25 protein-coding genes are annotated in these 22,540 nt (G+C 64.7%); 10 read left to right on the top strand and 15 right to left on the bottom strand.

The annotated features are described in order from the left end of the window. Positions 1-64 precede the first annotated feature (64 nt). Positions 65-1,753, top strand: a complete 1,689-nt coding sequence (locus HV765_RS25675) for a SulP family inorganic anion transporter (RefSeq protein WP_175171418.1) — start codon at positions 65-67, stop codon at positions 1,751-1,753. A 101-nt stretch (positions 1,754-1,854) separates the two neighbouring features. Here HV765_RS25675 and fabI read toward each other — a convergent pair whose 3' ends face one another. The 6 genes from fabI to HV765_RS25705 form a co-directional block, all read right to left on the bottom strand. Beyond that, the gene (gene fabI / locus HV765_RS25680) at positions 1,855-2,643 is read right to left on the bottom strand and encodes an enoyl-ACP reductase FabI (RefSeq protein WP_054422542.1); all 789 of its coding nucleotides are present in this window, start codon (positions 2,641-2,643) and stop codon (positions 1,855-1,857) included. Further along, a complete protein-coding gene (locus tag HV765_RS25685) occupies positions 2,640-3,824 on the bottom strand; it encodes an acetate/propionate family kinase (protein WP_054422541.1) in 1,185 nt (394 codons plus the stop codon). Before HV765_RS25685 ends, fabI begins: the two co-directional genes overlap by 4 nt. 110 nt (positions 3,825-3,934) lie before the next feature. Then, complete coding sequence (locus tag HV765_RS25690; protein WP_054422540.1) at positions 3,935-4,879, bottom strand: phosphate acetyltransferase; 945 nt, start codon at positions 4,877-4,879, stop codon at positions 3,935-3,937. After that, complete coding sequence (locus HV765_RS25695) at positions 4,876-7,476, bottom strand: DUF3141 domain-containing protein (RefSeq protein WP_175171419.1); 2,601 nt, start codon at positions 7,474-7,476, stop codon at positions 4,876-4,878. Before HV765_RS25695 ends, HV765_RS25690 begins: the two co-directional genes overlap by 4 nt. A 237-nt stretch (positions 7,477-7,713) precedes the next feature. Next, positions 7,714-8,349, bottom strand: a complete 636-nt coding sequence (gene yfcF / locus HV765_RS25700) for a glutathione transferase (RefSeq protein ID WP_175171420.1) — start codon at positions 8,347-8,349, stop codon at positions 7,714-7,716. A 116-nt stretch (positions 8,350-8,465) separates the two neighbouring features. After that, entirely contained in the window at positions 8,466-8,795 is a 330-nt protein-coding gene (locus HV765_RS25705) for a DHCW motif cupin fold protein (protein ID WP_054422537.1), read from the bottom strand. A gap of 240 nt (positions 8,796-9,035) precedes the next feature. Here HV765_RS25705 and HV765_RS25710 point away from each other — a divergent pair, with 240 nt between their 5' ends. From HV765_RS25710 to HV765_RS25725, 4 genes are all read left to right on the top strand, one after another. Next, positions 9,036-9,977 carry a DnaJ C-terminal domain-containing protein gene (locus HV765_RS25710; protein WP_054422536.1) on the top strand — a complete coding sequence of 314 codons (942 nt, stop codon included), beginning with the start codon at positions 9,036-9,038 and terminating at the stop codon, positions 9,975-9,977. Positions 9,978-9,979: 2 nt separating this feature from the next. Continuing rightward, entirely contained in the window at positions 9,980-10,294 is a 315-nt protein-coding gene (locus HV765_RS25715; protein WP_054422535.1) for a chaperone modulator CbpM, read from the top strand. Positions 10,295-10,457: 163 nt separating this feature from the next. Continuing rightward, complete coding sequence (locus HV765_RS25720) at positions 10,458-11,093, top strand: AzlC family ABC transporter permease (protein WP_254600734.1); 636 nt, start codon at positions 10,458-10,460, stop codon at positions 11,091-11,093. Continuing rightward, entirely contained in the window at positions 11,090-11,437 is a 348-nt protein-coding gene (locus HV765_RS25725) for an AzlD domain-containing protein (RefSeq protein ID WP_175171422.1), read from the top strand. Before HV765_RS25720 ends, HV765_RS25725 begins: the two co-directional genes overlap by 4 nt. A gap of 159 nt (positions 11,438-11,596) precedes the next feature. Here HV765_RS25725 and HV765_RS25730 read toward each other — a convergent pair whose 3' ends face one another. The 4 genes from HV765_RS25730 to HV765_RS25740 all read right to left on the bottom strand — a co-directional run bounded on the left by HV765_RS25730 (position 11,597) and on the right by HV765_RS25740 (position 15,289). Further along, on the bottom strand, positions 11,597-12,256 hold the full coding sequence (locus HV765_RS25730; RefSeq protein ID WP_175171423.1) for a DsbA family protein: 660 nt from the start codon (positions 12,254-12,256) through the stop codon (positions 11,597-11,599). 186 nt (positions 12,257-12,442) lie between these two features. Beyond that, entirely contained in the window at positions 12,443-13,918 is a 1,476-nt protein-coding gene (locus HV765_RS25735; protein WP_175171424.1) for an inorganic phosphate transporter, read from the bottom strand. A gap of 107 nt (positions 13,919-14,025) precedes the next feature. Further along, positions 14,026-14,151, bottom strand: a complete 126-nt coding sequence (locus HV765_RS32075; RefSeq protein WP_255696068.1) for a hypothetical protein — start codon at positions 14,149-14,151, stop codon at positions 14,026-14,028. Between the two features lie 13 nt (positions 14,152-14,164). After that, positions 14,165-15,289 carry a D-alanyl-lipoteichoic acid biosynthesis protein DltD gene (locus tag HV765_RS25740; RefSeq protein ID WP_054422531.1) on the bottom strand — a complete coding sequence of 375 codons (1,125 nt, stop codon included), beginning with the start codon at positions 15,287-15,289 and terminating at the stop codon, positions 14,165-14,167. A 262-nt stretch (positions 15,290-15,551) separates the two neighbouring features. Between HV765_RS25740 and mog the strand changes: the two genes are divergently transcribed. From mog to HV765_RS25755, 3 genes are all read left to right on the top strand, one after another. Then, a complete protein-coding gene (mog, locus tag HV765_RS25745) occupies positions 15,552-16,184 on the top strand; it encodes a molybdopterin adenylyltransferase (protein ID WP_175171425.1) in 633 nt (210 codons plus the stop codon). 79 nt (positions 16,185-16,263) lie between these two features. Beyond that, entirely contained in the window at positions 16,264-16,602 is a 339-nt protein-coding gene (locus tag HV765_RS25750; RefSeq protein ID WP_054422529.1) for a hypothetical protein, read from the top strand. Positions 16,603-16,610: 8 nt separating this feature from the next. Continuing rightward, the gene (locus tag HV765_RS25755) at positions 16,611-17,495 is read left to right on the top strand and encodes a peptidoglycan DD-metalloendopeptidase family protein (RefSeq protein WP_254600730.1); all 885 of its coding nucleotides are present in this window, start codon (positions 16,611-16,613) and stop codon (positions 17,493-17,495) included. A 110-nt stretch (positions 17,496-17,605) separates the two neighbouring features. Here the strand turns inward: HV765_RS25755 and HV765_RS25760 are convergent, their stop codons facing one another. The 5 genes from HV765_RS25760 to HV765_RS25780 form a co-directional block, all read right to left on the bottom strand. Then, positions 17,606-17,893: a hypothetical protein gene (locus HV765_RS25760; RefSeq protein WP_175171426.1), complete on the bottom strand. Its 288-nt coding sequence runs from the start codon at positions 17,891-17,893 to the stop codon at positions 17,606-17,608. 175 nt (positions 17,894-18,068) lie between these two features. Then, the gene (gene infA, locus HV765_RS25765; protein ID WP_006221179.1) at positions 18,069-18,332 is read right to left on the bottom strand and encodes a translation initiation factor IF-1; all 264 of its coding nucleotides are present in this window, start codon (positions 18,330-18,332) and stop codon (positions 18,069-18,071) included. A 522-nt stretch (positions 18,333-18,854) separates the two neighbouring features. Beyond that, positions 18,855-19,394: an SRPBCC family protein gene (locus tag HV765_RS25770; RefSeq protein ID WP_175171427.1), complete on the bottom strand. Its 540-nt coding sequence runs from the start codon at positions 19,392-19,394 to the stop codon at positions 18,855-18,857. After that, the gene (locus tag HV765_RS25775; protein WP_175171428.1) at positions 19,387-19,758 is read right to left on the bottom strand and encodes an ArsR/SmtB family transcription factor; all 372 of its coding nucleotides are present in this window, start codon (positions 19,756-19,758) and stop codon (positions 19,387-19,389) included. The genes HV765_RS25770 and HV765_RS25775 overlap by 8 nt, the downstream gene beginning before the upstream one ends. 52 nt (positions 19,759-19,810) lie before the next feature. After that, the gene (locus HV765_RS25780) at positions 19,811-20,242 is read right to left on the bottom strand and encodes a GFA family protein (RefSeq protein ID WP_175171429.1); all 432 of its coding nucleotides are present in this window, start codon (positions 20,240-20,242) and stop codon (positions 19,811-19,813) included. Between the two features lie 207 nt (positions 20,243-20,449). Here HV765_RS25780 and phnC point away from each other — a divergent pair, with 207 nt between their 5' ends. Both phnC and phnD read left to right on the top strand, forming a co-directional pair. Continuing rightward, the gene (gene phnC / locus HV765_RS25785) at positions 20,450-21,292 is read left to right on the top strand and encodes a phosphonate ABC transporter ATP-binding protein (protein ID WP_175171430.1); all 843 of its coding nucleotides are present in this window, start codon (positions 20,450-20,452) and stop codon (positions 21,290-21,292) included. A 145-nt stretch (positions 21,293-21,437) separates the two neighbouring features. After that, positions 21,438-22,421 carry a phosphonate ABC transporter substrate-binding protein gene (gene phnD, locus HV765_RS25790; protein WP_054422523.1) on the top strand — a complete coding sequence of 328 codons (984 nt, stop codon included), beginning with the start codon at positions 21,438-21,440 and terminating at the stop codon, positions 22,419-22,421. Positions 22,422-22,540 lie beyond the last annotated feature (119 nt).

Consider the following 22,540-nt stretch of genomic DNA (forward strand, 5'->3'; position numbering starts at 1 on the left):
TGGTGTAGGCTGGCGGTCCTCACGCGCCTTGCGTCATCTCAACCTTCAGGTCGTTCGCAGCACCATGAATCTACGTTTCTTTCCCGGCCTGAATAATTTCCGTGGCATCACGCGAGACTCGGCGCGGCGTGACGTCATGGCCGGGTTGAGCGTGGCGGCCGTTGCCTTGCCGGTGGGGCTGGCGTACGCCGCAATGATGGGCGTGCCGCCCGTTGCCGGCCTGTGGGCCGCCATTGCGGGCATGCTGGGCTACGCCTTGTTCGGCTCGTCGCGCACGCTGATCGTGGGGCCGGACACCGCTACCTGCACGCTGATCGCCGCCACCTTGACGGGTATGGCGCTGACCTCGCCCGAAGACCGCCTGGTTGCGGCCACGGGCATTGCGCTGACCGTGGGCGTGGGCTGCCTGATCGCGCGCGTGCTGCGGCTGGGCGTGCTGGCCAACCTGCTGTCGCGCCCCGTGCTGATCGGCTACATGGCGGGCGTGGCCATCACGCTGGCGATGTCGCAACTGAGTGGCCTGACGGGCGTGGGCTTGCGCAATAGCGGGCTGGTGCATCCGTTTCTGGAGCTGTCGCGCCGCATTCAGGAAATTCAGATTCCAACGCTGTGCCTGGGGCTGGCGTCGTGCATTCTATTGGTGGGGCTCAAGCGCTGGCGCCCGGCGTGGCCGGGGCCGATTTTGCTGGTGCTGGGCGGCTGCCTGCTGTCGTGGCTATTCAACTTTCCCGAGCTGGGCATTGCGGTGGTGGGCGAAGTGCCTGCCGGCTTGCCCGGCATCAGCCTGCCCGTTCGGCTTGAAGGCGTGGACAGCATGCTGTTGGGCGCGGCAGGCGTGCTGGTGGTCAGCTTTTCCAGTGGCATCGTCACCGCGCGCAGCTTTGCCGCGCGCACGGGCGAGCACGTTGACCCCAACCGCGAGCTCGTGGGGTTCGGCGCGGCCAACGTCGCGGCAGGCCTGTTCCAGGGTTTCGTCGTGACGGGCGCCGATTCGCGCACGGCGGTGGGGCTGGTGGCGGGCGGGTCGTCGCCTTTGGTCAGCATCAGCGCGGCGATGGCGCTGGCGATCGTGGTGGGTCTTTTGAGTGAGCCGTTGTACTGGCTGCCGCAAGCGGTGCTGTCAGCCATCTTGCTGCTGGCTGCGGTGAGCTTGTTTGATGTCAAAGCCTTCATGCGGCTGGCGCGAATTTCCCGCATCGAACTGGCGTTCGGCGTCTTGGCAGCGGTAGGCGTGGTGGGATTCGGCGTGCTGCAAGGCGTGGCCGTGTCGGTGGGCGCCACCTTGCTGTACGCGATGTACGTGTCAGGCAACCCGCGTGATGCGCTGCTGGGCCGGTTGCCCGGCGAATCCGTGCTGGGCAAGCTGCACCTGAATCCCGAAGCGCAGCCGGTGCCGGGCGCCGTGATCTGGCTATTTGAATCGTCGGTGTGGTTCTTTAACGCCGACGCCTTCCGCCGCCGCGCGCGCGAAGTCATGGATCAGGCTGGCGATGTGCAATGGTTCGTGCTGGACGCCGAAGCCATGACGCAGGCCGATGCCGACGCGGTGGAAGCCTTGTATGAGCTCAAGCGCGAGCTCGACGACCGGCACATCACCCTGCTGGTGGCGGGCGGCCACGGCCAGTTCCGCATGGCGCTGGAACGCTCGGGGCTGGTCAAGAAGATCGGCCGCGACAAAATCTTCGGCAGCCCAGAGCAAGCGGTGGAAGCGATTGAATGTTGGCGTCAGCCAGCGCCAGAGACGTTGGCCTGAGTTTGGCCTGACGTTGCCCCGAGGTTGCTCCGACGTTGCCCCGACGTCGCCCCGACGTTGCTCCGACGTTGCTCCGACGTTGCCCCGACGTTGGCGTGCCCCTAATCGATGATGTGATAGCCGCCGTCGATGTACAGCGTCTGCCCCGTCATCAGGCGGGCGGCGTCGGTGGCGAGCCAGGCGGTGGCTTCGCCCACGTCATCAATCGACACCAGGCTGCGCGCCGGCGCCTTGGACTGGGCGCGGTCCAGCAAGGCGTCGAATTCCGCAATGCCCGAGGCGGCGCGCGTCTTCAGCGGCCCCGGTGATATCGCATGCACGCGGATGCCTTGCGGGCCGAGTTCGGCGGCCAGATAGCGCGTGGCGGATTCCAGCGCGGCTTTGACCGGGCCCATCATGTTGTAGTGTTCCACCACCATCTGCGAGCCGTAATAGCTCATGCAGAAGAGGGCGCCGCCCTTGGCCATCAGCGGTTCGGCAAGTTTGGCCATGCGGATGAATGACCAGCACGACACGTCCATCGCTTGCAGAAAGCCCTCGCGCGAACAGTCGGTGACGCGGCCGTGCAGGTCGGCGCGCGGCGCGAATGCGATGGAGTGCAGCACGAAGTCCAGCTGGCCCCATTCGGCGGTGACGCGGTCGAACACGGCTTCCAGTTCGCCCTCGTTCAACAGGTTCAGCGGCATCAGCAATGACGCATCCACCTGGCGCGCAAGCGGCTCCACATGCGGCAGCGCCTTGTCGTTCAGGTAGGTTACGGCCAGCTCCGCGCCCATCGCACGAAACGCCTTGGCGCAGCCCCAGGCAATGGAATCCGCGTTGGCGATGCCGGTAACCAGTCCACGTTTGCCGGCCAATGGCAGCGCCGGGTTGAGGGTGGGCGCGTTCATCGTTGACGCACCAAGGCCAGCGTGTGCTGCGCGATGATCAGCTCTTCGTTCGTGCGAACCACATACACGCCGATGCGGCTGTCGTCGGTAGAGATGCGCGGCCCGTGATGAGCGTTGCGTTCGGGGTCCAGCTTGATGCCCAGCCAGCCCCAATGGTCGGCGATGGCTTGGCGGATTTCGGCAGAATTTTCACCCACGCCGGCGGTGAAGACGATGCCGTCGATACCGTTCATGGCGCAGCCCAGGCCGATCATGCCTTCGGCGACGCGCCACGCGAAATACTTCAGCGCCAATTGCGCGGCGGGCGCATCGCTGGCCAGCAGTTCGCGCATGTCGTTGCTGATGCCCGACAGGCCTTTCATGCCGCAGTCGTGATAGAGCAGGTGCTCGATCTGGTCGTGGTCCATGCCGCGTTCCATCATCCACAGCACCACGCCCGGGTCCAGCCGGCCGGGGCGCGTGCCCATGGGCAGGCCTTCCAGTGCGGTGAAGCCCATCGTGCTGTCCACGCTCTTGCCTTCAAACATGGCGCAAGCCGACACGCCCGAGCCCAGATGCGCGGCAATGATCTTGCCCATCGCCAGGTCAGGCAGCGCCTGGCGCAAGCGCTGCGCGATGTACTCGTAAGACAGACCGTGAAAGCCGTAGCGGCGCACGCCTTCCTGATACAGCGATTCCGGCAGCGCGTAGCGGTCGGCCACATCGGAATGGCTGCGGTGAAAGGCGGTGTCGAAGCACGCCACCTGCGGAATCCACGGGCGGCGTTCGCGGATGACACGAATGGGCGCCAGATTGTTTGGCTGATGCAGCGGCGCAAGCGGGGTGAAGGTGTCGAGCTTGGCCAGGATGGCGTCGTCGATCAGGACGGGTTCAGACAGATCCGGGCCGCCATGCACCACGCGGTGGCCCACCGCCAGCGGCGCGCCGCCCAGATGGCCGCTTAGCCACGTGCCGACCACTTCCTGGCCGTTGGGCACGTCGGCGGCGTGGGCGGGCGCAATGTCGCGTTCGACCAGGGTCTGGCCGTCGGCGGCACGCACGCGCAAGCGGGGGTGTGACGTGCCGATGCCTTCCAGCTGCCCGCCCAGGCGCGGCGCGAGTTCTTGCTTGTCGTCGATGTCGTACAGGTAGAACTTGATGCTGGAACTGCCGGCGTTGATGACGAGAATGGTGTCGCTCATGGCTCTGGAATCCGGTAGCAATGGGGCGGGGATCAACCCCGCGTTTCAGATCAACGTTTCAGACCAACGTGTCAGTCCAACGTGTCAGTCCAACGTGTCAGTCCAACGTGTCAGGCCAGCGGACGGGCTGCTTGCTGGCTCAGGTGGTGCGCGTAGATCGCCGCCACGGCGCAAGAGGCCAGGCGCGAACGCGGGCTGTCGGCCCGGCTGGTCAGGATGATGGGCACGCGCGCGCCCAGCACAATGCCGGCGGCTTCGGCGTTAGCTAGGAACGTCAGGTTCTTGGCCAGCATGTTGCCGGCTTCCAGATCCGGCACCACCAGCACTTGCGCCACCCCCGCCACGGGCGAGCGGATGCCCTTGATGCGCGCGGCGTCCGGGCTGATCGCGTTGTCCAGCGCCAGCGGGCCGTCCAGCAAGCCGCCCGTGATCTGGCCACGGTCAGCCATCTTGCACAGCGCGGCGGCTTCGATGGTGCTGGGAATGTTGGGCGTGACTTGTTCCACCGCCGACAAAATCGCCACGCGCGGTTCGCCCAGCCCCAGGCCCTGGTGCAGGTCGATCACGTTGCGGATGATGTCGGCCTTGGTTTCCAGGTCGGGGAAGATGTTGATGGCGGCATCGGTGATGAAGAGCGGCTCGGCGTAGGTCGGCACTTCCATGATGAATGCATGGCTGATGCGCCGGCCGCTGCGCAAGCCCGTTGTGCGAGCCACCACTTCATGCATCAGCTCGTCGGTGTGCAGGCTGCCCTTCATCAGCAAGGTGGCCTCGCCATTGCGCACCAGCGCCACGGCCGTTTCGGCGGCCGCGTGGCTGTGCGGCACGTCAACGATGCGGGCGTCGCCCAGGTTCAGGTTGAACTGGGCGGCGGTGTCGCGGATCTTCTTTTCCGGGCCCACCAGAATCGGGTGCAACAGGCCCAGATCGCGTGCTTCCAGCGCTGCCGACAGCGACGGCTCGTCGCAGGGGTGGGCGATGGCGCAGAAGGCCGGTTCCAGCGTCTGCGCGCGCGCGATGAGCTTGTCGTAATGCGTCGAGGTGGGCAGCGTCATGCGGATTTCACCTTGGCGGGTTGACGGGCGGCGGGCTTGGCGGCGCGCTTGGCGGGCGCGGCCGTCTTGGTGGCCGACGACGTGGCCGCCTTCGTAGCTGCCTTGGTAGCCGCCGTCGTGGCCGGCTTGGCGGCGGTCTTGTCGGCTGCCTTGGTCGCCGTCCTTGTCGCCGTCTTAGCAGCCGTCTTAGGGGCCGTCTTAGTGTCTGTCTTAGTGTCCGTCTTAGCAGCCGTCTTGGTCGCTACCTTGGCTGCTCGCTTCGCCGGCGCTTTCGCCTCGAGTTCGGCCGCGGCGGATTTTGCCGCCTCGGGGTGCGGCACCGCCTTCTTGGCGGGCACGCTTGCCGCCGCTTCGACCAGCGTCATGATCGGGGCGGACGGCTCCGGCAGCTTGGTCACATTGCCCTGTTCGCGCTTGAGCGCACGGCGCTCGGCCGTTTCGAAGATGCGCTCCATTTCCGCCAGGCTTTCGCGTGCAGCGGGGCTCAGCGGTTCGGCGGCTTCCAGCACATGCTTCATGTTGCGCAGCGTGCCGCGGATGGCGGCAGCGGGCGAATTTTCAAGCAGTCGCGGCATGGCCTGGATGGCGGCATCCGAATCCAGCGTCAGGATCAAGGCCTGATCGCGCGTGACGTCCTTGAATTCCTGCAAGGTCATCGCGTTGTCGGATTCGGCGCGCATCTTGCGGATCAAGGCGAAACTGCGTTCGTCCAGGCCGCCTTCCGCGCCGGATACATACAAGAGCATGCGAATGGCTGCGACGCGCAAGCCGCCTTCCTGCACCAGCGAACGCAACTCAGACGCGCGTTCTTCCATGAAGCGGCGATGTTCCGGCGACACGCCCGGGTGCTTGCGCGGCGGGCCAGACTTCGCGCCCAAGCCGGCCAGGTCCTGCACCAGCGGCGAACCATAGACGCTCATGAACGTGCGCTCATCAGCCGAGTCACGCATTTCCTGCCAGATGTTCAGGCTGGTCTCGACCCAGTTTGAGAACATTTCCTGCGCCATCAGGAAGGGGTTGGCCGACGATACTTCCTGGCGATTTTCACGCACCTGCTCGGCCACCTTGGCAATGGGCGCAATCATCGGATTGCGGTCCGAGATCAGCTCGTAGGGCAGGCGCAGCGGATGCAGGCGTTGGCTCCATTCGGCCGATTGCGGCGTGACCATGGCGCGCAACCACGGCTGCATGAAGCTGCGGTACATGCCCAGGTTGATGTCCGAAATGCGGGCAACCGCGGCAAAGCGGCGGTCGTCTTCTTCCTTGCGGTCGACGATGGCGCGCACGTCGTCCAGCTTGCGTTGTTCGAACGACAGCACGTAGTTGCCGAACGCCAGGTCGGCGTTGGGCGTGTCGGGCGTCTTGTCGACGATCTCGGCTTCGTAGATGCCGGGCGGCAGCACGTCGATCATGTCGATGTTCGACGTGAATTCCTGGTGTTCCTTGCGGGCCACGCTGCCCGACACGAAGATGCCCAGGTGGCCGATGCTTTCATGCACGGCGTAGACGATGGTCTGGCCGTGCGCCAGCACTTCGGCTTCGTTCTGATAAAGGTCGGGAATCCAGCCCAGCGCTTGCGGCGGGGGCGTGATGTTGTCGCCCTTGGAGCAGAACACCACGATGGGCGATTGGATGTTGCGCAGGTCGATGCGGATGCCGTCAGACGTCACAAGACCCGCGGTGGACAGGCGGTTGCCGACAAACAGGTTGTCGACGATGTACTGAATTTCGGGGCCGTTCAAAAATACGTGGCCGCCCCACCATTTTTCAAAGCTCAGGTAGCGGTCGGCCTCGGTGTCCACCTTGGAGTACAGGTTGTACTGCTTGGACCACAGCGTGTTGGCCGGATTCAGGTTTTCGAAGTTCTGTACCAGCCAGGCGCCGTCGAACTTGCCATTGCCCAGATCGCTGGTCATCGCCGTCAGCCAGCTGCCACCGAGCAAACCGCCGGAATAGCGCATGGGGTTCATGCCGCGCCAGCCTGCCCAATAAGACAGCGGAGCGCCGGCCACGATGATGGGGCCGAACAGTTCCGGGCGAATCGCCGCCGTCATCATGATCTGCCAGCCGGCCTGGCAGTTGGCGACCACAACAGGCTTGCCTTCCGCGTCCGGGTGCAGCGCGATGATCTTTTCCAGGAAGTGCGCTTCCGCCATCATCACGTCTTCGACGGTCTGCTCTGGCATGGGCTGGGGCAGGAAGGTGGCGAAGTAGCAGGGGTGGCCGGCACGCACGGCCACGCCGATTTCGCTTTCAGGCTTGAAGCCGCCAATGCCGGGGCCATGTCCGGCGCGGGGGTCCACGACCAGGAAGGGGCGTTTGATCGGGTCCGTTTCCACGTCGGCGGGCGGCTTGATGCGCAACAGCCCGTAGTTAACGGGGCGCGGCAATTCGCGGCCATCCAGCACCAGCTCAAACTCCATGCTCAGCACGTTGGGCGCGCGCTTGGCCATGTGTTCGTGGTACTGGTTGCCGCGCTGGCGCAGCACATCGGCGTAGAGCACGCCACGCTGCCAGGCATCCACGGCGTATTCGTAGGCGGCCGTCCAGGGGTTGAAGGACGGGGTGGGGACGCGATCGTTGCCGGAACCGGCCATGGCGATCTCCTGTAAGTTGCTCCCGGCGGCGAAAGGCCGCCGGGCCGATTCCCGAGTGGAACCGGCCGAGTTGACTTCCCCATTACACCGCAACGGATGCTGCGCTGCAACATAAGATGGGTTGATCCCGGTCAAAAAAAAGCGTGCTATCTGTCCCTGCTTAACAGGGCGTGACGCACGGCTTTGGAGAGGGCTTCAGCTGTTTGGGGCCATGGCATCGCGGCGCCTGCGGGGGAGTCAGTCCCGCGCGGCGGCGTTGTGCTCCAGCCATTTCTGGACGGAGGGCCGTTGCCATTGGGCATCGGCGTAGGCGCGCAAGGGGTCGGGCAGATCATCCAGCGCCAGGCGCTTGAGCGTCACCGCCAAGTCCAGGTCGGCAATACACCAGTCGTCGAACAGCGTCGTCTGGCCCACGCCAACCAGGTAGCTGGCCACCTGGATCAGCTTGGCCGACGCGGCGTGCGCGGCGTCGGACAGGGGCTGGCCGGCTTGGCCGTAGAACACGGTTTCAGTGGGGCGTTCCTGGCGCAGCGCGCCCAGGTCGCTGCGCAGCCACGCTTGCAACTGGCGGGCGCGGGCGCGTTCTCGGATGCCTTGGGGATACAGCGCCGCGTGCTTGGGCGCGGGGAAGACTTCTTCCAGGTATTCCTCGATGACGCTCGACTCGGTCAGGTTGAAGTCGTCATGCGTCAGCGCCGGCACGCGGGCCGTCAGCGCGCGGCATTGATAGGGCTGCATGCGTTGCTCGCCCGCACTCAGGTCAATGGGGCGCACTTCGAAAGGCAACTGCTTTTCGGTCAGCGCCACATACACCGACATGGCGTAGGGGCTAAGGAACTGGGAATCGACGTATAGCGTAATCGGGGCGCCCAAATCATGTCTCCGGTCAGGCGGGGGTTGCGATGGCGGTACGGAATCGACACGTGGCGGGAGGCCATGCGAATTGCAAAGCGTAACGCAATTGCAATTTGCCGTGTCGCGCCGGCGCGTCAGTCAACGATGAAGAGCTTGGCGCCCGTGGCGGTAGACGAGCGATGCGGTTCGGCCTGATCGGCCACCTGGTAGCTCATGCCCGGGGTCAGCAGGAATTGGCGGCCGTCTTCCAGTTCGGTGTGCAGCTCGCCTTCCAGACAGAACAGGATGTGGCCTTTGCTGCACCAGTGGTCGGCCAGGTAACCGGCCGTGTATTCGACCATGCGCACGCGCAGGTCACCAAACTGGCGGGTGCGCCAGTACGCCATGCCGGTGTCGCCAGCGTGTTCGGTGCGTTCGACTTCGGACCAATCAGTGGTGCCGAAGGGGATGTTGCTCATCTTCATCGTGAATCCTGCGGGGTGATCCGGGCGGACGGGCAAAGGGTAGGGCCGACCGGTAAAAATCAGATACTACGCCACTGATGCGACAAGTCACTGACGCTTACGGCCCAAATGCTTCCAAACGCGGCCAGCCGCCCTGGCGAATGACATTGAAAAATCGGTTCGCAACCCCTATCTTCTTGATATTCAAGGCCGGATGCGGCGCCGCCGCGCGCGGCCGAAACCGTTAAGGTGGGCTGGAACATGGAGTTCAAGGACTACTACAGCATTCTTGGGGTGGAGCGCGGCGCGTCGGAAGACGAAATCCGGCGCGCATACCGCAAACTCGCCCGCAAATATCATCCGGACGTCAGCAAGGAAAGCGACGCCGAGGTCCGCATGCGCGACGTCAACGAGGCCTATGACGTCTTGCGCGACAAAGAAAAGCGCCTGGCCTATGACAATCTTGCGGCTGGCGTGTCGCCCGATGGCGGCTTCCAACCGCCGCCAGGCTGGGACGAAGGCTTCGAATTCCACCGCGGCGCAGCGCCCGGCGACGAAGCGCAATTCAGCGAGTTCTTTTCGTCACTGTTTGGCGGACGCGGCCAGCGCGGCGGCGCGCGCCAGCAGGATTTTCGTGCGCGCGGAGACGACCATCACGCCGCCATCGAAGTCGACCTGGAAGACGCGCTCAAGGGCGCGACGCGCGACATCAGCCTACGGGCCATGGAGATGGACGACCAGGGCCGCCCCCACATGAAGACGCGCACGCTCAGCGTGCGCATTCCGGCGGGCGTGCGTGAAGGCCAGTACATCCGGCTGTCGGGGCAGGGCATGCCCGGTTACGGCGGCGGAGAAAATGGCGATCTGTACCTGGAAGTGCGCTTCAAGCCGCATCCGCAATATCGGGCGGAAGGGCGTGACCTTTACATGACGCTGCCGGTGGCGCCCTGGGAAGCCGCGCTGGGCGCGAAGGTGAACACGCCCACGCCGGGCGGCACCGTTGAAGTGTCGATTCCGGCTGGCTCGGGCAATGGGCGCAAGCTGCGTCTGCGCGGGCGCGGCATACCGGGTGATCCGCCGGGCGATTTGTACCTGGTGCTGGACCTGGTGTTGCCGCCTGCCGATAGCGAGGCGGCCAAGGCGGCCTACCGCAAGCTCCAGCAAGACGTGCCCTTCAACCCACGGCGCCACATGGGGGTTTGATCATGAAGAAAGTTGTCATCACCAGCGCCACCGTCGTGGGCAAATCACAGCCGCTCAGCGCGGACGACCTGGCGCGCGCATGCGGCGCGGAAGTGGAATGGGTCGCTCAGTTGGTAGAGGTCGGCATCGTCAACGCCAGCGGCCAGCAGGCGGAATGGTGCTTCTACAGCGTCGACTTGCAGCGCGCCCTGCACGCCCGCCGCCTTGAGCATGATTTCGGCGCCAGCCTGGACGCCGTGGCGCTGATCCTGGACCTGAGCCAGGAAGTGCGCCGCCTGAAGGCGCACCTGCGTGCGCTGGAGGGAACGGACCGCTGATTACGGCCGGGGCAGAGGGGCAGAGGGGATAAGGGGCCAGTAAACTACGCGCTTGCTTTGCCACAACAAACAAGCGAAACGCATCTTGGAGACGTCTTCCCCTTCCGCGCAGGCCCCAGCGGCCAGCGCGCGCCTGGATGGCCTGAAATCCTGCCTGCCCGTCATGATCGGCTACTTCCCGGTGGCCGTGACGTTCGGCATTGCGGGCATGGCGGCGGGGCTGACCCCGCTGCAAGTCATCCTGATTTCCGTATTTGTCTACGCCGGGGCCAGCCAATTCCTGCTGCTGGCCTCGATCAAGGCCGGCACGCCCTGGTTATGGGTGGTGGCGCTGTGTTCGCTGTTGAATGCGCGCCATCTGCTGTATGGCCCGCTGCTGTCGCGCTTTCTGCCGGCGGCGCTGCGCGACCGGTTGAAGGTCGCATTTCTGCTGACTGATGAGGTCTTCGCCACGGCCTTCAATCGCCTGCAAACCGTGCCGCCCGCGCGGCGCCAGGGCTGGATGATTGCGCTGGGGCTGGGCGCCTGGCTGACGTGGATCGCCGGCACGGCGGTGGGCGTCTACGCGGGCGACGGGCTGGAACGCCATTACCCGATGCTGTCGCAAGTGATGCGTTTCGCCTTGCCCGCGCTGTTCATGGCGCTGGTGTGCCAGAGCGCCAAGCGCGGCATGGGCTTGCCCGTCATCGCCGCGGTGGCGGGCGCGGCCGCCGTGGCCGCCATGGGGCATACGACGCTGGCGATTCTGGTCGGCGCCATCGTCGGCTGCGTGGCCTACCGTTTGAAGAGGTCAGCATGAACGCCGAAGGCTTGGGTTTTTGGGGCGCGGTGATTGCGATGGCCGTCATTACGTATCTGACGCGCGCGCTGCCTTTCATGTTGTCCGAACGCAGCCGCCTGTTGCGCCATTTGTCGCGCGAAGGCTCGGCGCTGGCCGCGCTGGGGCCCAGCCTGCTGGCGGGCATCGCGGCGGCGGTGATCGTGCCTGACTTGATGGATGCGGGGGCGGACGCCGCCCGCATCGCGCCTTATGTGGGCGGCTTGGTCGTCACGGGCGTGGCCGCGCGCCTTGTCGCCAATACTGGCGTCGCCGTGTTGTTGGGAATGGCGGGGTATGGCGTGTTGCTGGCGTTGGCTGGGTGAACGCGGCGGGGTGAATGCAGCGGGGGTGAATGCAGCGGGAGTGAGTGCAGCGGGGTGAATGCGGCGGGGCGAATGCAGCGGGGTGAATGCAGCGAGGTGATTGCGGCGTACTGAACCCAGCGGGCTTAACCCAGCGGGCTTAACGCCGCCTCCTTTTTTTTACGCCTTCTTGCCTTGCACGCGCGCCTGCAAATCCGCTTGCCACAGTTCCGGACGGCCCAGATACTTGGCCGGTTCCAGCAGCGTGTACACGCCGTCCTGCTCTAGCGCCATGGTGGGAAAGCCCGTGCCGCCCACCTGTGCAAGCAGCTTCCGGCTGGCCGCGATGTGGGCGGCGGTATCCGCGCCTTCGGCCGTTGCGTAGGCGGCATCGAACGCATCGCCGTCCAGGCCAATTTCGCGAGCCAGCAACTTCAGCACCACCGGGTCGGCAATGCGCTTGCCTTCTACGTAGTGCGCCACTTGCAAGCGCTTGAGCAAGTCCAGCCCGCGGCCCGCCAGCGTTTGCGCAGCCAGGATGGCGGTGGTGGGCGGTTCGGAGTCGAACACGGCGCCCGTGTCGAGCAGTAAACCGTCGAAGTAGTCCTTGCCGAAAGTCTGGCCTGTCAGGCCCGCGATGCGTTCATCGTGCGGCATGACGTAGCGTCGCAAGGCGTCAGAGACGGGTTGGCGGTTGCCGCCGGTCATCATGCCGCCGCCATGGGGCGTGACTTGCAGGCCGGCGACGCGGCGGGCGGCGTCCACGAGCGGCGCGGCGCCATAGCACCAGCCGCAAAGCGGATCAAAAATGTAATGCAGGGTGGGGGTCGAGGTAGCCATGGCGCCATGGTAGACGCGGGCTTTGCTGAAAAACAGCCCTGGCGCGGTTGCCAGAGTGTTGCATCGGCCGTGCGGATTGCCCGCACGGCCGTCTTGCCATTAGCCGGTCATTAGCCAGCCATTAGCCAGCCATTAGCCAGCCATTAGCGGGCCATCAGCCGGCCATTGGCCAACCACAGCCAGCCATTACCCCGCGATCTGCACGCCGATCCAGAACAGGCCGGCCGCCAGCGCCATCGACGCGGGCAGGGTCAGCACCCAGGCCAGCAGGATGTTGCGCACGGTGTTGCCTTGCAGGCCGGTCTTGTTGGCGATCATCGTGCCTGCCACGCCTGAGGACAGCACGTGGGTGGTGGACACGGGCAGGCTGAACACGTTGGCCAGACCGATGGCGGCCACCGCCGTCACCTGCGCCGACATGCCTTGCGCATACGTCATGCCTTGCTTGCCGATCTTCTCGCCCACGGTCAGCACCACGCGGCGCCAGCCCACCATGGTGCCCGCGCCCAGCGCCAGGGCCACCGCCACGATCACCCAGAAGGGCGCGTATTCGGTGGTGGCGGTCAGGTCGGCGCGCAGGCGTTGCAAGTCGGCGCGTTCACGGGCGGGCAGCCCTTCAATGCGCGACACCTTCTTGGCGGTATCGTCCAGGCACAGCAGATAGCGGCGGACGTCGATGCGCTTTTCTGCCGACAGGTCGGCGTAGTTGCTGACGCCCGCCAGGTCGGTTTGCAGGGCGGCAATCGTCGGCACGGTCAGTTCGGGGTCGCAGCGGAAATTGCGGGGCAGTTCGGTGGTGGAATCCGAACGCTTGAGCGCCAGGAAGTCGCCCAGCATCGCTTCGTTGCGCTGGTAGAACACGTTCAGATGGTTCGCCGCGTCGCGGGTGCGTTCGATCTGGTAGGTGGTGCTGGCCGTATCCAGCACGAAGTTGGCCGGCACGATGCCGATCAGCACCAGCATGATCAGGCCAATACCCTTTTGCCCGTCATTGGAACCGTGCACAAAGCTCACGCCCATGGCGGACAGCACCAGCACCAGGCGGTTCCAGAAGGGCGGGTGCTTCTTGTTGTCGATGGCGCGGCGCTGGTCAGGCGTTTTGTGCATCTTCGAGACCGGCAGCCACCGCTTGAGCAGCAGCAACAACCCGCCCGCCACCACAAAGCCGGCGATGGGCGAGGCTACCAGCGACAGGCCGATATCGACCGCCTTGCCCCAGTTGACGCCATCGGCCAGCGGCAGGTCGGTGATCAAGGCGTTGGCCAGGCCCACGCCCAGGATCGAACCGATCAGCGTGTGCGAGCTTGACGCCGGGATGCCGAAGTACCAGGTGCCCAGGTTCCAGGCGATGGCCGCGGCCAGCATGGCGAACACCATGGCCAGCCCGCGTCCCGTATCCACATTGATCAGCAGCTCCACCGGCAGCAGGTGCACGATGGCGTATGCCACCCCCACGCCGCCCAGCAGCACGCCCAGGAAGTTGAAAATGCCGGACAGCACTACCGCCAGATGCGGCGGCATGGCCTTGGTGTAAATGACCGTGGCCACGGCGTTTGCCGTGTCGTGAAAGCCATTGATGAATTCAAAGGCCAGGACGAATGTCAGGGCCAGCACAAGACTGAGGCCGACCCAGAGATCTAGGCCGTGGAAGAGGTCGAACATGGAGGCGGGGGGCGAGGTTCCGGCGAGAGGAGCCGATTATTGCAGATTTGTGACCTGACCCTGGTTGCGTTGGAAAACCAAAGCCTGGTCCGTCCCCGTCAGCCGCTTCAGAACTTGGAGTACTGGAACTCGATTTCCATCGGTTTGCCCAGGTTGGCGGCCGTGTCGGCCTGAATCAGCAGCACGGCCAGCACGCCCAGATACAACAGGCACAGCCAAAGGGTTCTTTTCATATCTGGGCGCCTGTCATGGCCGGAAGGTCTCGGCGATTTTCTGATTCACACGCAGCCAGCCCAGTTCGCCCAGGTGCTGCACGTCGCGCAGCATCCCGACTTCGAACGGCGCGCTGTACATGTCCATGCAGGTCATGGCGTAGCGCTGGCACAGCGAGGCCACTTCGCGTTGCACGGGTTCAAAGCGATTCAGATCCTTGAACACCATCGGGTGCAGCGGCTGCATCACAAACAGCGCGTTCACGTTGTGCTGGCGCAGCAGCGCCATCAGCGCGGTCAATTCGCGCAGCTCGTCGCGCCCGGTCAGGGGCTGCGGCTGGTAGGCGGTCTTGCCGCCTTCGGGGATCGTGCGCAGGTACTTGTTGAAGAAGTCATCGCGAACGGCATAGCGGTTGCCGGCCATCAGGCTCTGTTCCGCGCTTTGGGCCTCTTGGGCCAGCGCATCCCAGTCGACGACGCGCGCGGCGGCGGCCGGGCCTTCCGGTTCCTGCACGGGGGCGGATGCGGCGTACGCGGGCGCCCATAGATCCACCAGGCGCTGGCGCAACACGTAGGCCTGTTCGGCCATCATCGACCAGGCCACGCGGGCGTCGCCCTTGTCTTGCAGCCAGCGGGCGAGTTCCGCCCGGCCCTCGGGCTGCTTGAGCAGGCGCGGCAAGAGCGGGTTGGCGTGTTCGTTGAATTCGTCCGCGCTCAGTCCCCCGTCGCCATCGAACCAGCCGGGCGACAGCATGATCACCACCCGGGACGCGGGCGACAGGTCATTGGCCAGCGCGGCCAGCACAAACTGCATGCCCAGAGACTGGAAGCCCGAATGGCCATACGCCAGCACGGGCATCTGCAATTCGTCGGCCAGGTAGCGATACGGCACGAAACGCAGGTCGTTGCTGGTCAGCTCGGACGACCCCAGGATCACCAGCCGGTCGCCCGTGCGCAGCGCCTGGCTCAGCCGCGACAGGTTGCGCGTCTGCTCATTCAGGGTGTTGCCCAGGTTGGGGATGTAGATGCCGGGTGCGGCGGCGGGGACTGGCTCGGTCTTCAAGGCCAGCGGGTGCCAGGCGACCCAGCCGGCAACGACGGCGGCGGACAGGGCCAGCGCCGCGGCCAGCGCGTGCTGCCGAAGAGTGCGTTTGAACATGGGATGAGGCGGGCGCGCTGGAAATTCGAATTAGATTGTTAGCGGATGTTATCCAGCGCGTATGACCGGAACAAGCGCGGCAAACCCCAAGCGGCGGCGATTCGCATTTTTGCCACAAGGCGAGGGCGCTTGAGCCGGCCGGGGCAGCGCTTCCTCCTGGGAAAGAATGCGATAGCATCGACATCGCGGCGCGCTTTAAGGATTTCCAGGATTGACCGCGCCGCGCTGTCTTCCCAAATCTCCTTACCGATATCAGCCGCCCATGACCGCCATTCCCCGTATCGCCCGCCGCCATCCCGACGACCTGATCATCGGCCTGGTGTCCGTCTCTGACCGCGCCTCGTCCGGCACCTACCAGGATCAGGGGCTGCCCGCGCTGCGCGAATGGCTGGGCTCGGCGCTCGCGTCGCCGTGGCAGGCGGTGGACCGGCTGATTCCCGATGAACCGGCCCGCATTTCCGAAACGCTGATTGAACTGGTCGACATCTGCGGGTGCGACCTGGTGCTGACCACAGGCGGCACCGGGCCGGCTCGCCGCGACGTCACACCCGAGGCCACGCTGGCGGTCGGCACCAAGGAAATGCCGGGCTTTGGCGAACAGATGCGCCAGATCAGCCTGCGTTTTGTGCCCACGGCGATCTTGTCGCGCCAGGTCGCCGTCATCCGCGAAACGCCGTCGCATGCCGCGCTGATCGTGAACCTTCCTGGCCAGCCGAAGTCCATACGCGAGACCTTGGAAGGGCTGAAGGGCGACGACGGCGCCGTGCTCCTGCCTGGCATCTTCGCCGCCATTCCCTATTGCATCGACCTGATCGGCGGCCCCTACGCGGAAACGCATGCCCAGGTCATCGACGCCTTCCGCCCCAAATCGGCCCGCCGCGCGCCCAAGGCCTGATTGACCGCTGCGTTATAGTTTTGGCCGTTTTTGTCCACCCCGCTTCCGTCCACCATTTTCTGCTTGAGAGTCTGACCGTATGAAGGTTCGCATCGCCCTGTCCCTTACCGTCCTGGCTGCCTTGTCGGCCTGCGCCAATGTCAAAGACGTGCGCCAGCGCGACCCGGTCTTCTATGGCGCCACCCAGCGCACGGCCGAGGACTACACGACCTGCGTGGCCTCCGCCTGGAAGAATATGGGCGTCAATTTCAAGCAGAACGCCGTGCGCAACGGCTTTGAACTGGTCCAGGAAGACAGCCTGGGCGTCGAAGCCGTGCTGACGACGACCACCTGGAAGGGCAAGACCGAAACGCGCCTGTCGACCCGCATCGCGCGCCGCGATCAAAGCATCATCGAACCGGCGAACCTGTGCCTGTAAGCGCCCCGATGCCCGTAACCGTTGCATTCCAACGCCGCGACATCCTGCGCTTGGGTCTTGCCGCCGCCGCCCTCAGTCTGAGCCTGCCGGCTCGCGCTCAGGCGCAGCAGGGCTTCATCACCCGCAAACTCAATGCGCCCGTGCCGGGCGGCGTTGCCGTGTTGCCGCTGGGTGACGCCGAGCGCGCGCCCGAAGTCACGTTCCTGGACCGCCGCGTGCTGGTCGTGCGCGAAGAGGGCAAGCAGTGGATCGCCATCATCGGCATTCCGCTCAGCGTGAAGCCTGGCGAACAGCAGGCGGTGGTGACGGATGCGCGCGGCCCGCGCAAGCTGCCGTTCAAGGTGGGCGCCAAGGAATACGTGGCGCAGCACATCACGCTGAAGAATCCGCGTCAGGTGGACCCCAATCCCGACGACATGAAGCGCATCGAACGCGAAATGGCCGAGCAAAGCGCGGCCAATCGGACGTATCGCGCGGGCGTTATGCCCAGCAACCTGTTGCTGGACCGCCCGGTGAACGGCGGGCGCCTGTCCAGCCCCTTCGGCTTGCGGCGCTTTTTCAACGGTCAGGAACGCAACCCGCATTCCGGGCTGGACTTCGCCGTGCCGGCGGGTACGCCGATCAAGGCGCCTGCAGCGGGCATCGTGGTGCTGGTGGGGGATTATTTCTTCAACGGCAAGACGGTGTTCCTGGACCATGGCCAGGGCTTCGTCAGCATGTTCTGCCACATGTCGGCCATCGATGTGAAGGTGGGCGACGAGGTGCCGCGTGGCGGCGTGGTGGGCAAGGTGGGGGCGACGGGCCGGGCGACCGGGCCGCATCTGCACTGGAATGTCAGCCTGAACGATGCGCGGGTGGACCCCGCCATTTTCATCGGGGCGTTCAAGCCCTGATCGGGGGGGCTACGCTGGGCGGCGGCGGGGTCACTGCCGCCAAATCTGACCAAACTCGGCCCAACCTGGCCCAGCCCAGCCCAGCCCAGCCCAGCCCGGCCATGCGCGCGTCAGACCGTGGCGGTCTGTTGCGCTATCTTGTTCAGCACGAACTGGTGCATGCGCTCGGCATACTCCATCTGCTGGCGCACGTGGAGCTGCTCGGCTTCCTGGTCATCCAGGCAGTTGTCGTACTTGATCTTGGCTTCGGCGTAGGTCAGGCCGGTATTGCGCAGGCTGTTGATGAACGCCTCGCGCGACTGATTGAGCAGGCGCAGGCCTTCTTCCCCCTTCACGAACCTTCGTCGTGCCAGGGAAAGCTGGTCAGCAGCGGCTTGCAATTCTTGTTTGAGATCCATCTTGCTTCATGCGTATTCCGTCAGACATTGCGCCTGACTTGGGGGCCATTCTTTCACGAATGGACGTCCCACGCATTACGGCATGTCGCGGCTTGGGCTTAAGGCCAGTCTCGGCCCGAGGCCCGCGCGCAGCAGGGTCAGGGAGCCGGCCCAGGGCCGGCCCTGAGGCCCTGGCTTAACGGCGGTATTGCTGGGGACGATGCGGCGCGGGAGCGCGTTCGTCTTTGTGGCGGAAGTTGATGCGGCCCTTGGTCAGGTCATAAGGCGACATTTCCAGGGTGACGCGGTCGCCCGCCAGGATGCGGATGCGGTGCTTGCGGATACGGCCGGAGGCGTAGGCGCCGACTTCGATGCCGTTGTCCAGTTTGACGCGGTAGCGGCTATCGGGCAGCACTTCGTCAACAATGCCATCCAATTCGATGAGTTCTTCTTTAGCCATTCTCTACTCCTTGATCAATACGCGCAGCCAGGCCGGCGGCATGACGCGCCGCATGTAGCGGCAAGCGCGTTGGACACAGATAACCAGGTCCAGCGGTTTGAACGTAAAACGTTCGGGCAAGCGCGGGTAAGGGCCACGGCATCACAAGGGGATGTCTGATATGACGGATACTCGCGCAGCGTGGGCAATGTGCGCGCGGTGCGCGGCTTGGTCGCGGCACCGTGCAAGCGCACAGCGCCGGAAGAAGCGGGTTGGATCGTTTGCTGCAATGCCGGGCGGCGCGGGGGTCGTGCTGGGGTAACGCGGCGCAATTGGCAGAGGTGCGATTTGTTCCCAAATCCATTCCCAAACCGGGAACTGCCTGGGTATCTAGGGGATTGACCCGAAGGAGTACAGGTTGGGTACGCAGAGTGACCGAAGCCCGGTTTTTGCGGAAAAATCACGGACTGATGTTACAGCAAAGCGCAACGATTAGCCAGTTTTTATCTGTCGTTGCGCCGTGATAGTTGTTGCTGAACGACTCTACGCCCCCGGGATGCGCGCCTGGTAGTCGGCTTCCCAGCCGCGATGCGCCGACCAGAAGGGGCCGGGATCGCGCCCTGCCAAGCGGGCCGACAACACGCCCAGATGCGTGTGCCATCCGCCTGCCACGTCCACCATGTCGTTGCGCGAGTTCAGTTTGCGGTGCGTCAGCACCAGCAGCGTGCCTTCGCCTTGCGGCGTCAATTCAAACGTCACCTCGGACGGCACGCCCTGCGATCCACCCCATGTGAAGGCCAGCAGCCGGGGCGGCTCGCACCGGGTGATCACGCCATGGGTTGTGACGCCGTTCTCATACGGCGTGTAGGGCTCGGGCGTGGGTTCCTTTACCGATGACAGGTCCGCGTGCACGAAGCGCAAGGTCACGCCGCCGCCCTCGCGCAGCTCCATGTCGCCAGTGGCCAGCCAGCGGCCCCGCTTGTCGGATTCGGTCAGAAATGCCCAGACGGTTTCCACGCTGGCGGGAAGCGTGCGGGTAAAGCGCAGGGACGTGGGGTCCAGGACGACGCCGTGTTCACTCATGTTGCTCTCCATGGGAAGTGGACGGGGCCACGCCGGCGCTGGCGGCAATCGCCGATTCCAGCGCATCCAGCTTGCCCGCCCAGAACTGTTCATAGAAGCGCAGCCACTGCATGGCCTCGGCCATGGGTTCGGGATTCAGGCTGCACACGTGCGTGCGGCCATGGATGGTGCGCCGGATGAGACCGGCGCGTTCCAGGGCCTGCACATGTTTGGAGGCGCCAGCAAAACTCATGCGCAAGGGCGCGGCCAGCTCTCCGATGGTGTGATCCCCTTGCGCCAGGGTGCGCAGCATGTCGCGGCGCGTGGGGTCGGCCAGCGCGCGAAAGACGGCATCCAGAGCGGGGGAGGGAATAAGTTCAACCATGCGGTTGAATATAAATCGGCCGCCGCAGTTCTTCAACCATCAGGTTGAGAATTTATGTAACGGCTTGCGCGACGGGTTCGTGCGCGTCTTCGATGGCGCCCGGGTGTTGCGGAAGGTTGTCCGTGATGTCGAACCACGGCGCCTTGCTGCCTACATGACAGTGCGCGGCAGGTTTGATGCCGGGATCATCGTCCAGGGCGCCCAATGGCAAACCATAGGTATCCGGAGTCTGGTCGAAGCGGCTGAGCAACGGCGTGCCGCAGGCTTCGCAAAAACCGCGGTAATTGCCCGGCGACGAGGCATACCAGGTGACGTGGTTTTCGCCCTTGGTCCATTTGAAGTCGGTGACTTGAACCGACGCTCGGCTGCGAAAGGCGGCGCCATGCGACTTGCGGCACATCACGCAATGGCAATTCAGGGCGTTGGTGAGAGGGCCGTCGATTTCATATTCAACGCGGCCGCACAGGCAAGAACCTTTGATCATGATGACCGCCCGGCAAGTGGGGAAACAGTTCGAATATACCCGCGCCGTCAAACCGCTGCGACAGGCCGGTCGGCGCATTTATGACGCAGGTCTTTCAATCGATTGCTGACCCCGTATTTTCTGTCAACGGATTCAATCTCCGGGTCATCGCGCTGTCATGCGCCCAAAACAGAATGCCGCAATGACCACATACAAGGGGATCAAGCGATGACGTACGCCATCGAAGTACATGCCTTGAGCAAGACGTTCCATGCCGGCGCCAAAGCGCTGGACAACGTCAGCCTGCAAATCGCCGACGGCGAAATGGTGGCCTTACTGGGCGCATCGGGCTCGGGCAAATCCACCTTGCTGCGTCATCTGGCGGGCTTTGTCGCGGGTGATGCGGGCCAGGGCAGCGTGACGGTCAATGGCCAGCTCATTCAACAGAATGGCCGCCTGAGCCGCAACGTGCGCCGTGCGCGCGCCAGCATCGGTTTCGTGTTCCAGCAATTCAATCTGGTGGGCCGCCTGCCGGTCATCACCAATGTGCTGACGGGCTTGTTGCCGCGTGTGCCGCTGTGGCGCAGCCTGACCCGCTGGTTTCTGCGCGCTGAAGTGCGCCAGGGGCTGGATGCGCTTGCGCAGGTTGGTATAGACGACTACGCATTTCAGCGCGCCTCCACCTTGTCGGGCGGCCAGCAGCAGCGCGCCGCGATTGCGCGCACGCTGGTGCAAAACGCCCGCGTGATCCTGGCGGACGAACCCATCGCGTCGCTGGACCCGGAATCGTCGCGCCGCGTGATGGACACGCTGGCGCAGATCAACCGCAGCCGCAAGGTGGCCGTGGTGGTGTCGCTGCATCAGGTGGATGTGGCGCTGCGCTATTGCCCGCGCGTGGTCGCGCTGCGCCACGGCAAGGTCGTCTACGACGGCCGCGCCGCCGACCTGACGCCCGAGATGCTGCGCAACCTGTACGGATCGGAACTCAGCGAGCTGCTTCCCGAATACACGCAACAGGCGCCGGCCATGCCGGGCCTGGCGCCGTTGTCTCAGCTGGCGCAAGCCGCCTGACGTGCGGCCTGACATGCCGCCTGACATGCAGTCTCACATGCCGCCTGACATGCAGCCTGCCACGCGGCCTGTTCTGCCCCTCGGTCACCTCTACCCCAGTCACTTTCGCCCCAGTCACTTTTGGCCATTTCCCCCGGAGCCATCCATGCTACGCAGAACCTTCGTCACCCTGATCGCCGCCGCCGCGTTGTCCACGCAGGCTTACGCGCAAGACGCCAAGACGTTGAACTTCGGCATCATCTCGACCGAGTCGTCGACCAACCTGAAGTCCGTCTGGCAGCCCGTCATTGATGACCTGAGCCGCGCCATTGGCGTGCCGGTCAAACCGTTCTTCGCGTCGGACTACGCCGGCATCATCGAAGGCATGCGTTTCAACAAGGTGCAGATGGGCTGGTTCGGCAACAAGTCGGCCATCGAAGCCGTGGACCGCGCCAAGGGCGAAGTGTTCGCCTCGGTCATCGACAAGGACGGCAACCCGGGCTACTGGTCGCTGTTGATCGTCAACAAGGACAGCAACCTGAAAACGCTGGACGACGTATTGAAAAGCGGCGGCAAGCTGAGCTATGGCGCGGGCGATCCGAACTCCACGTCCGGCACCGCCGTGCCTGGCTACTACTTGTGGGCCGCCAACAAGATCGAACCCAAGACCTTCTTCAAGACGGTGCGCGCCAGCAACCACGAAGCCAACCTGCTGTCCGTCATCAACAAGCAGGTAGACGTGGCGGTGAATAACACCGAAGCGTTGGAGCGCTATCGCCTGAGCACCGGCAAAGACGCTAACGACAGCGTGCGCGTGCTGTGGAAGTCGCCGCTGATTCCGGCCGACCCCCTCGTCATGCGCAGCGACCTGCCGGCCGACCTGAAGGGCCGCATCCGTGACTTCTTCATCAACTACGGCAAGGGCAAGGACGCCGAGCGTGAAATGGCCAACCTGAAGGCGCTGACCTACCAGGGCTTCCGCGCGTCCGACAACCAGCAACTGGTGCCGATCCGCCAGATCGAACTGGCGCGTGAAAAGGCCAAGGTCGAAGCGGACAGCACGCTGGGCCAAGCCGACAAGCAAAAGCAATTGGCGGACATCGATAGCAAGCTGGCCAGCCTGGGCCAGCCCGCCGTCGCCAAGCAGTAAGCCAAGCAATTAGCCACGTAGTAAGCCAAGCAATTGGCCAAGCATTAAGACGGTCAGGCGGCGCGCCATCAGGTGCGCCGGCCTTGCCCTTGTTGAACGCCATCACGCGGACCGCCTGA

Origin of the sequence: Achromobacter kerstersii, from assembly GCF_902859595.1 — a bacterium.
Taxonomy (GTDB): domain Bacteria; phylum Pseudomonadota; class Gammaproteobacteria; order Burkholderiales; family Burkholderiaceae_B; genus Achromobacter; species Achromobacter kerstersii.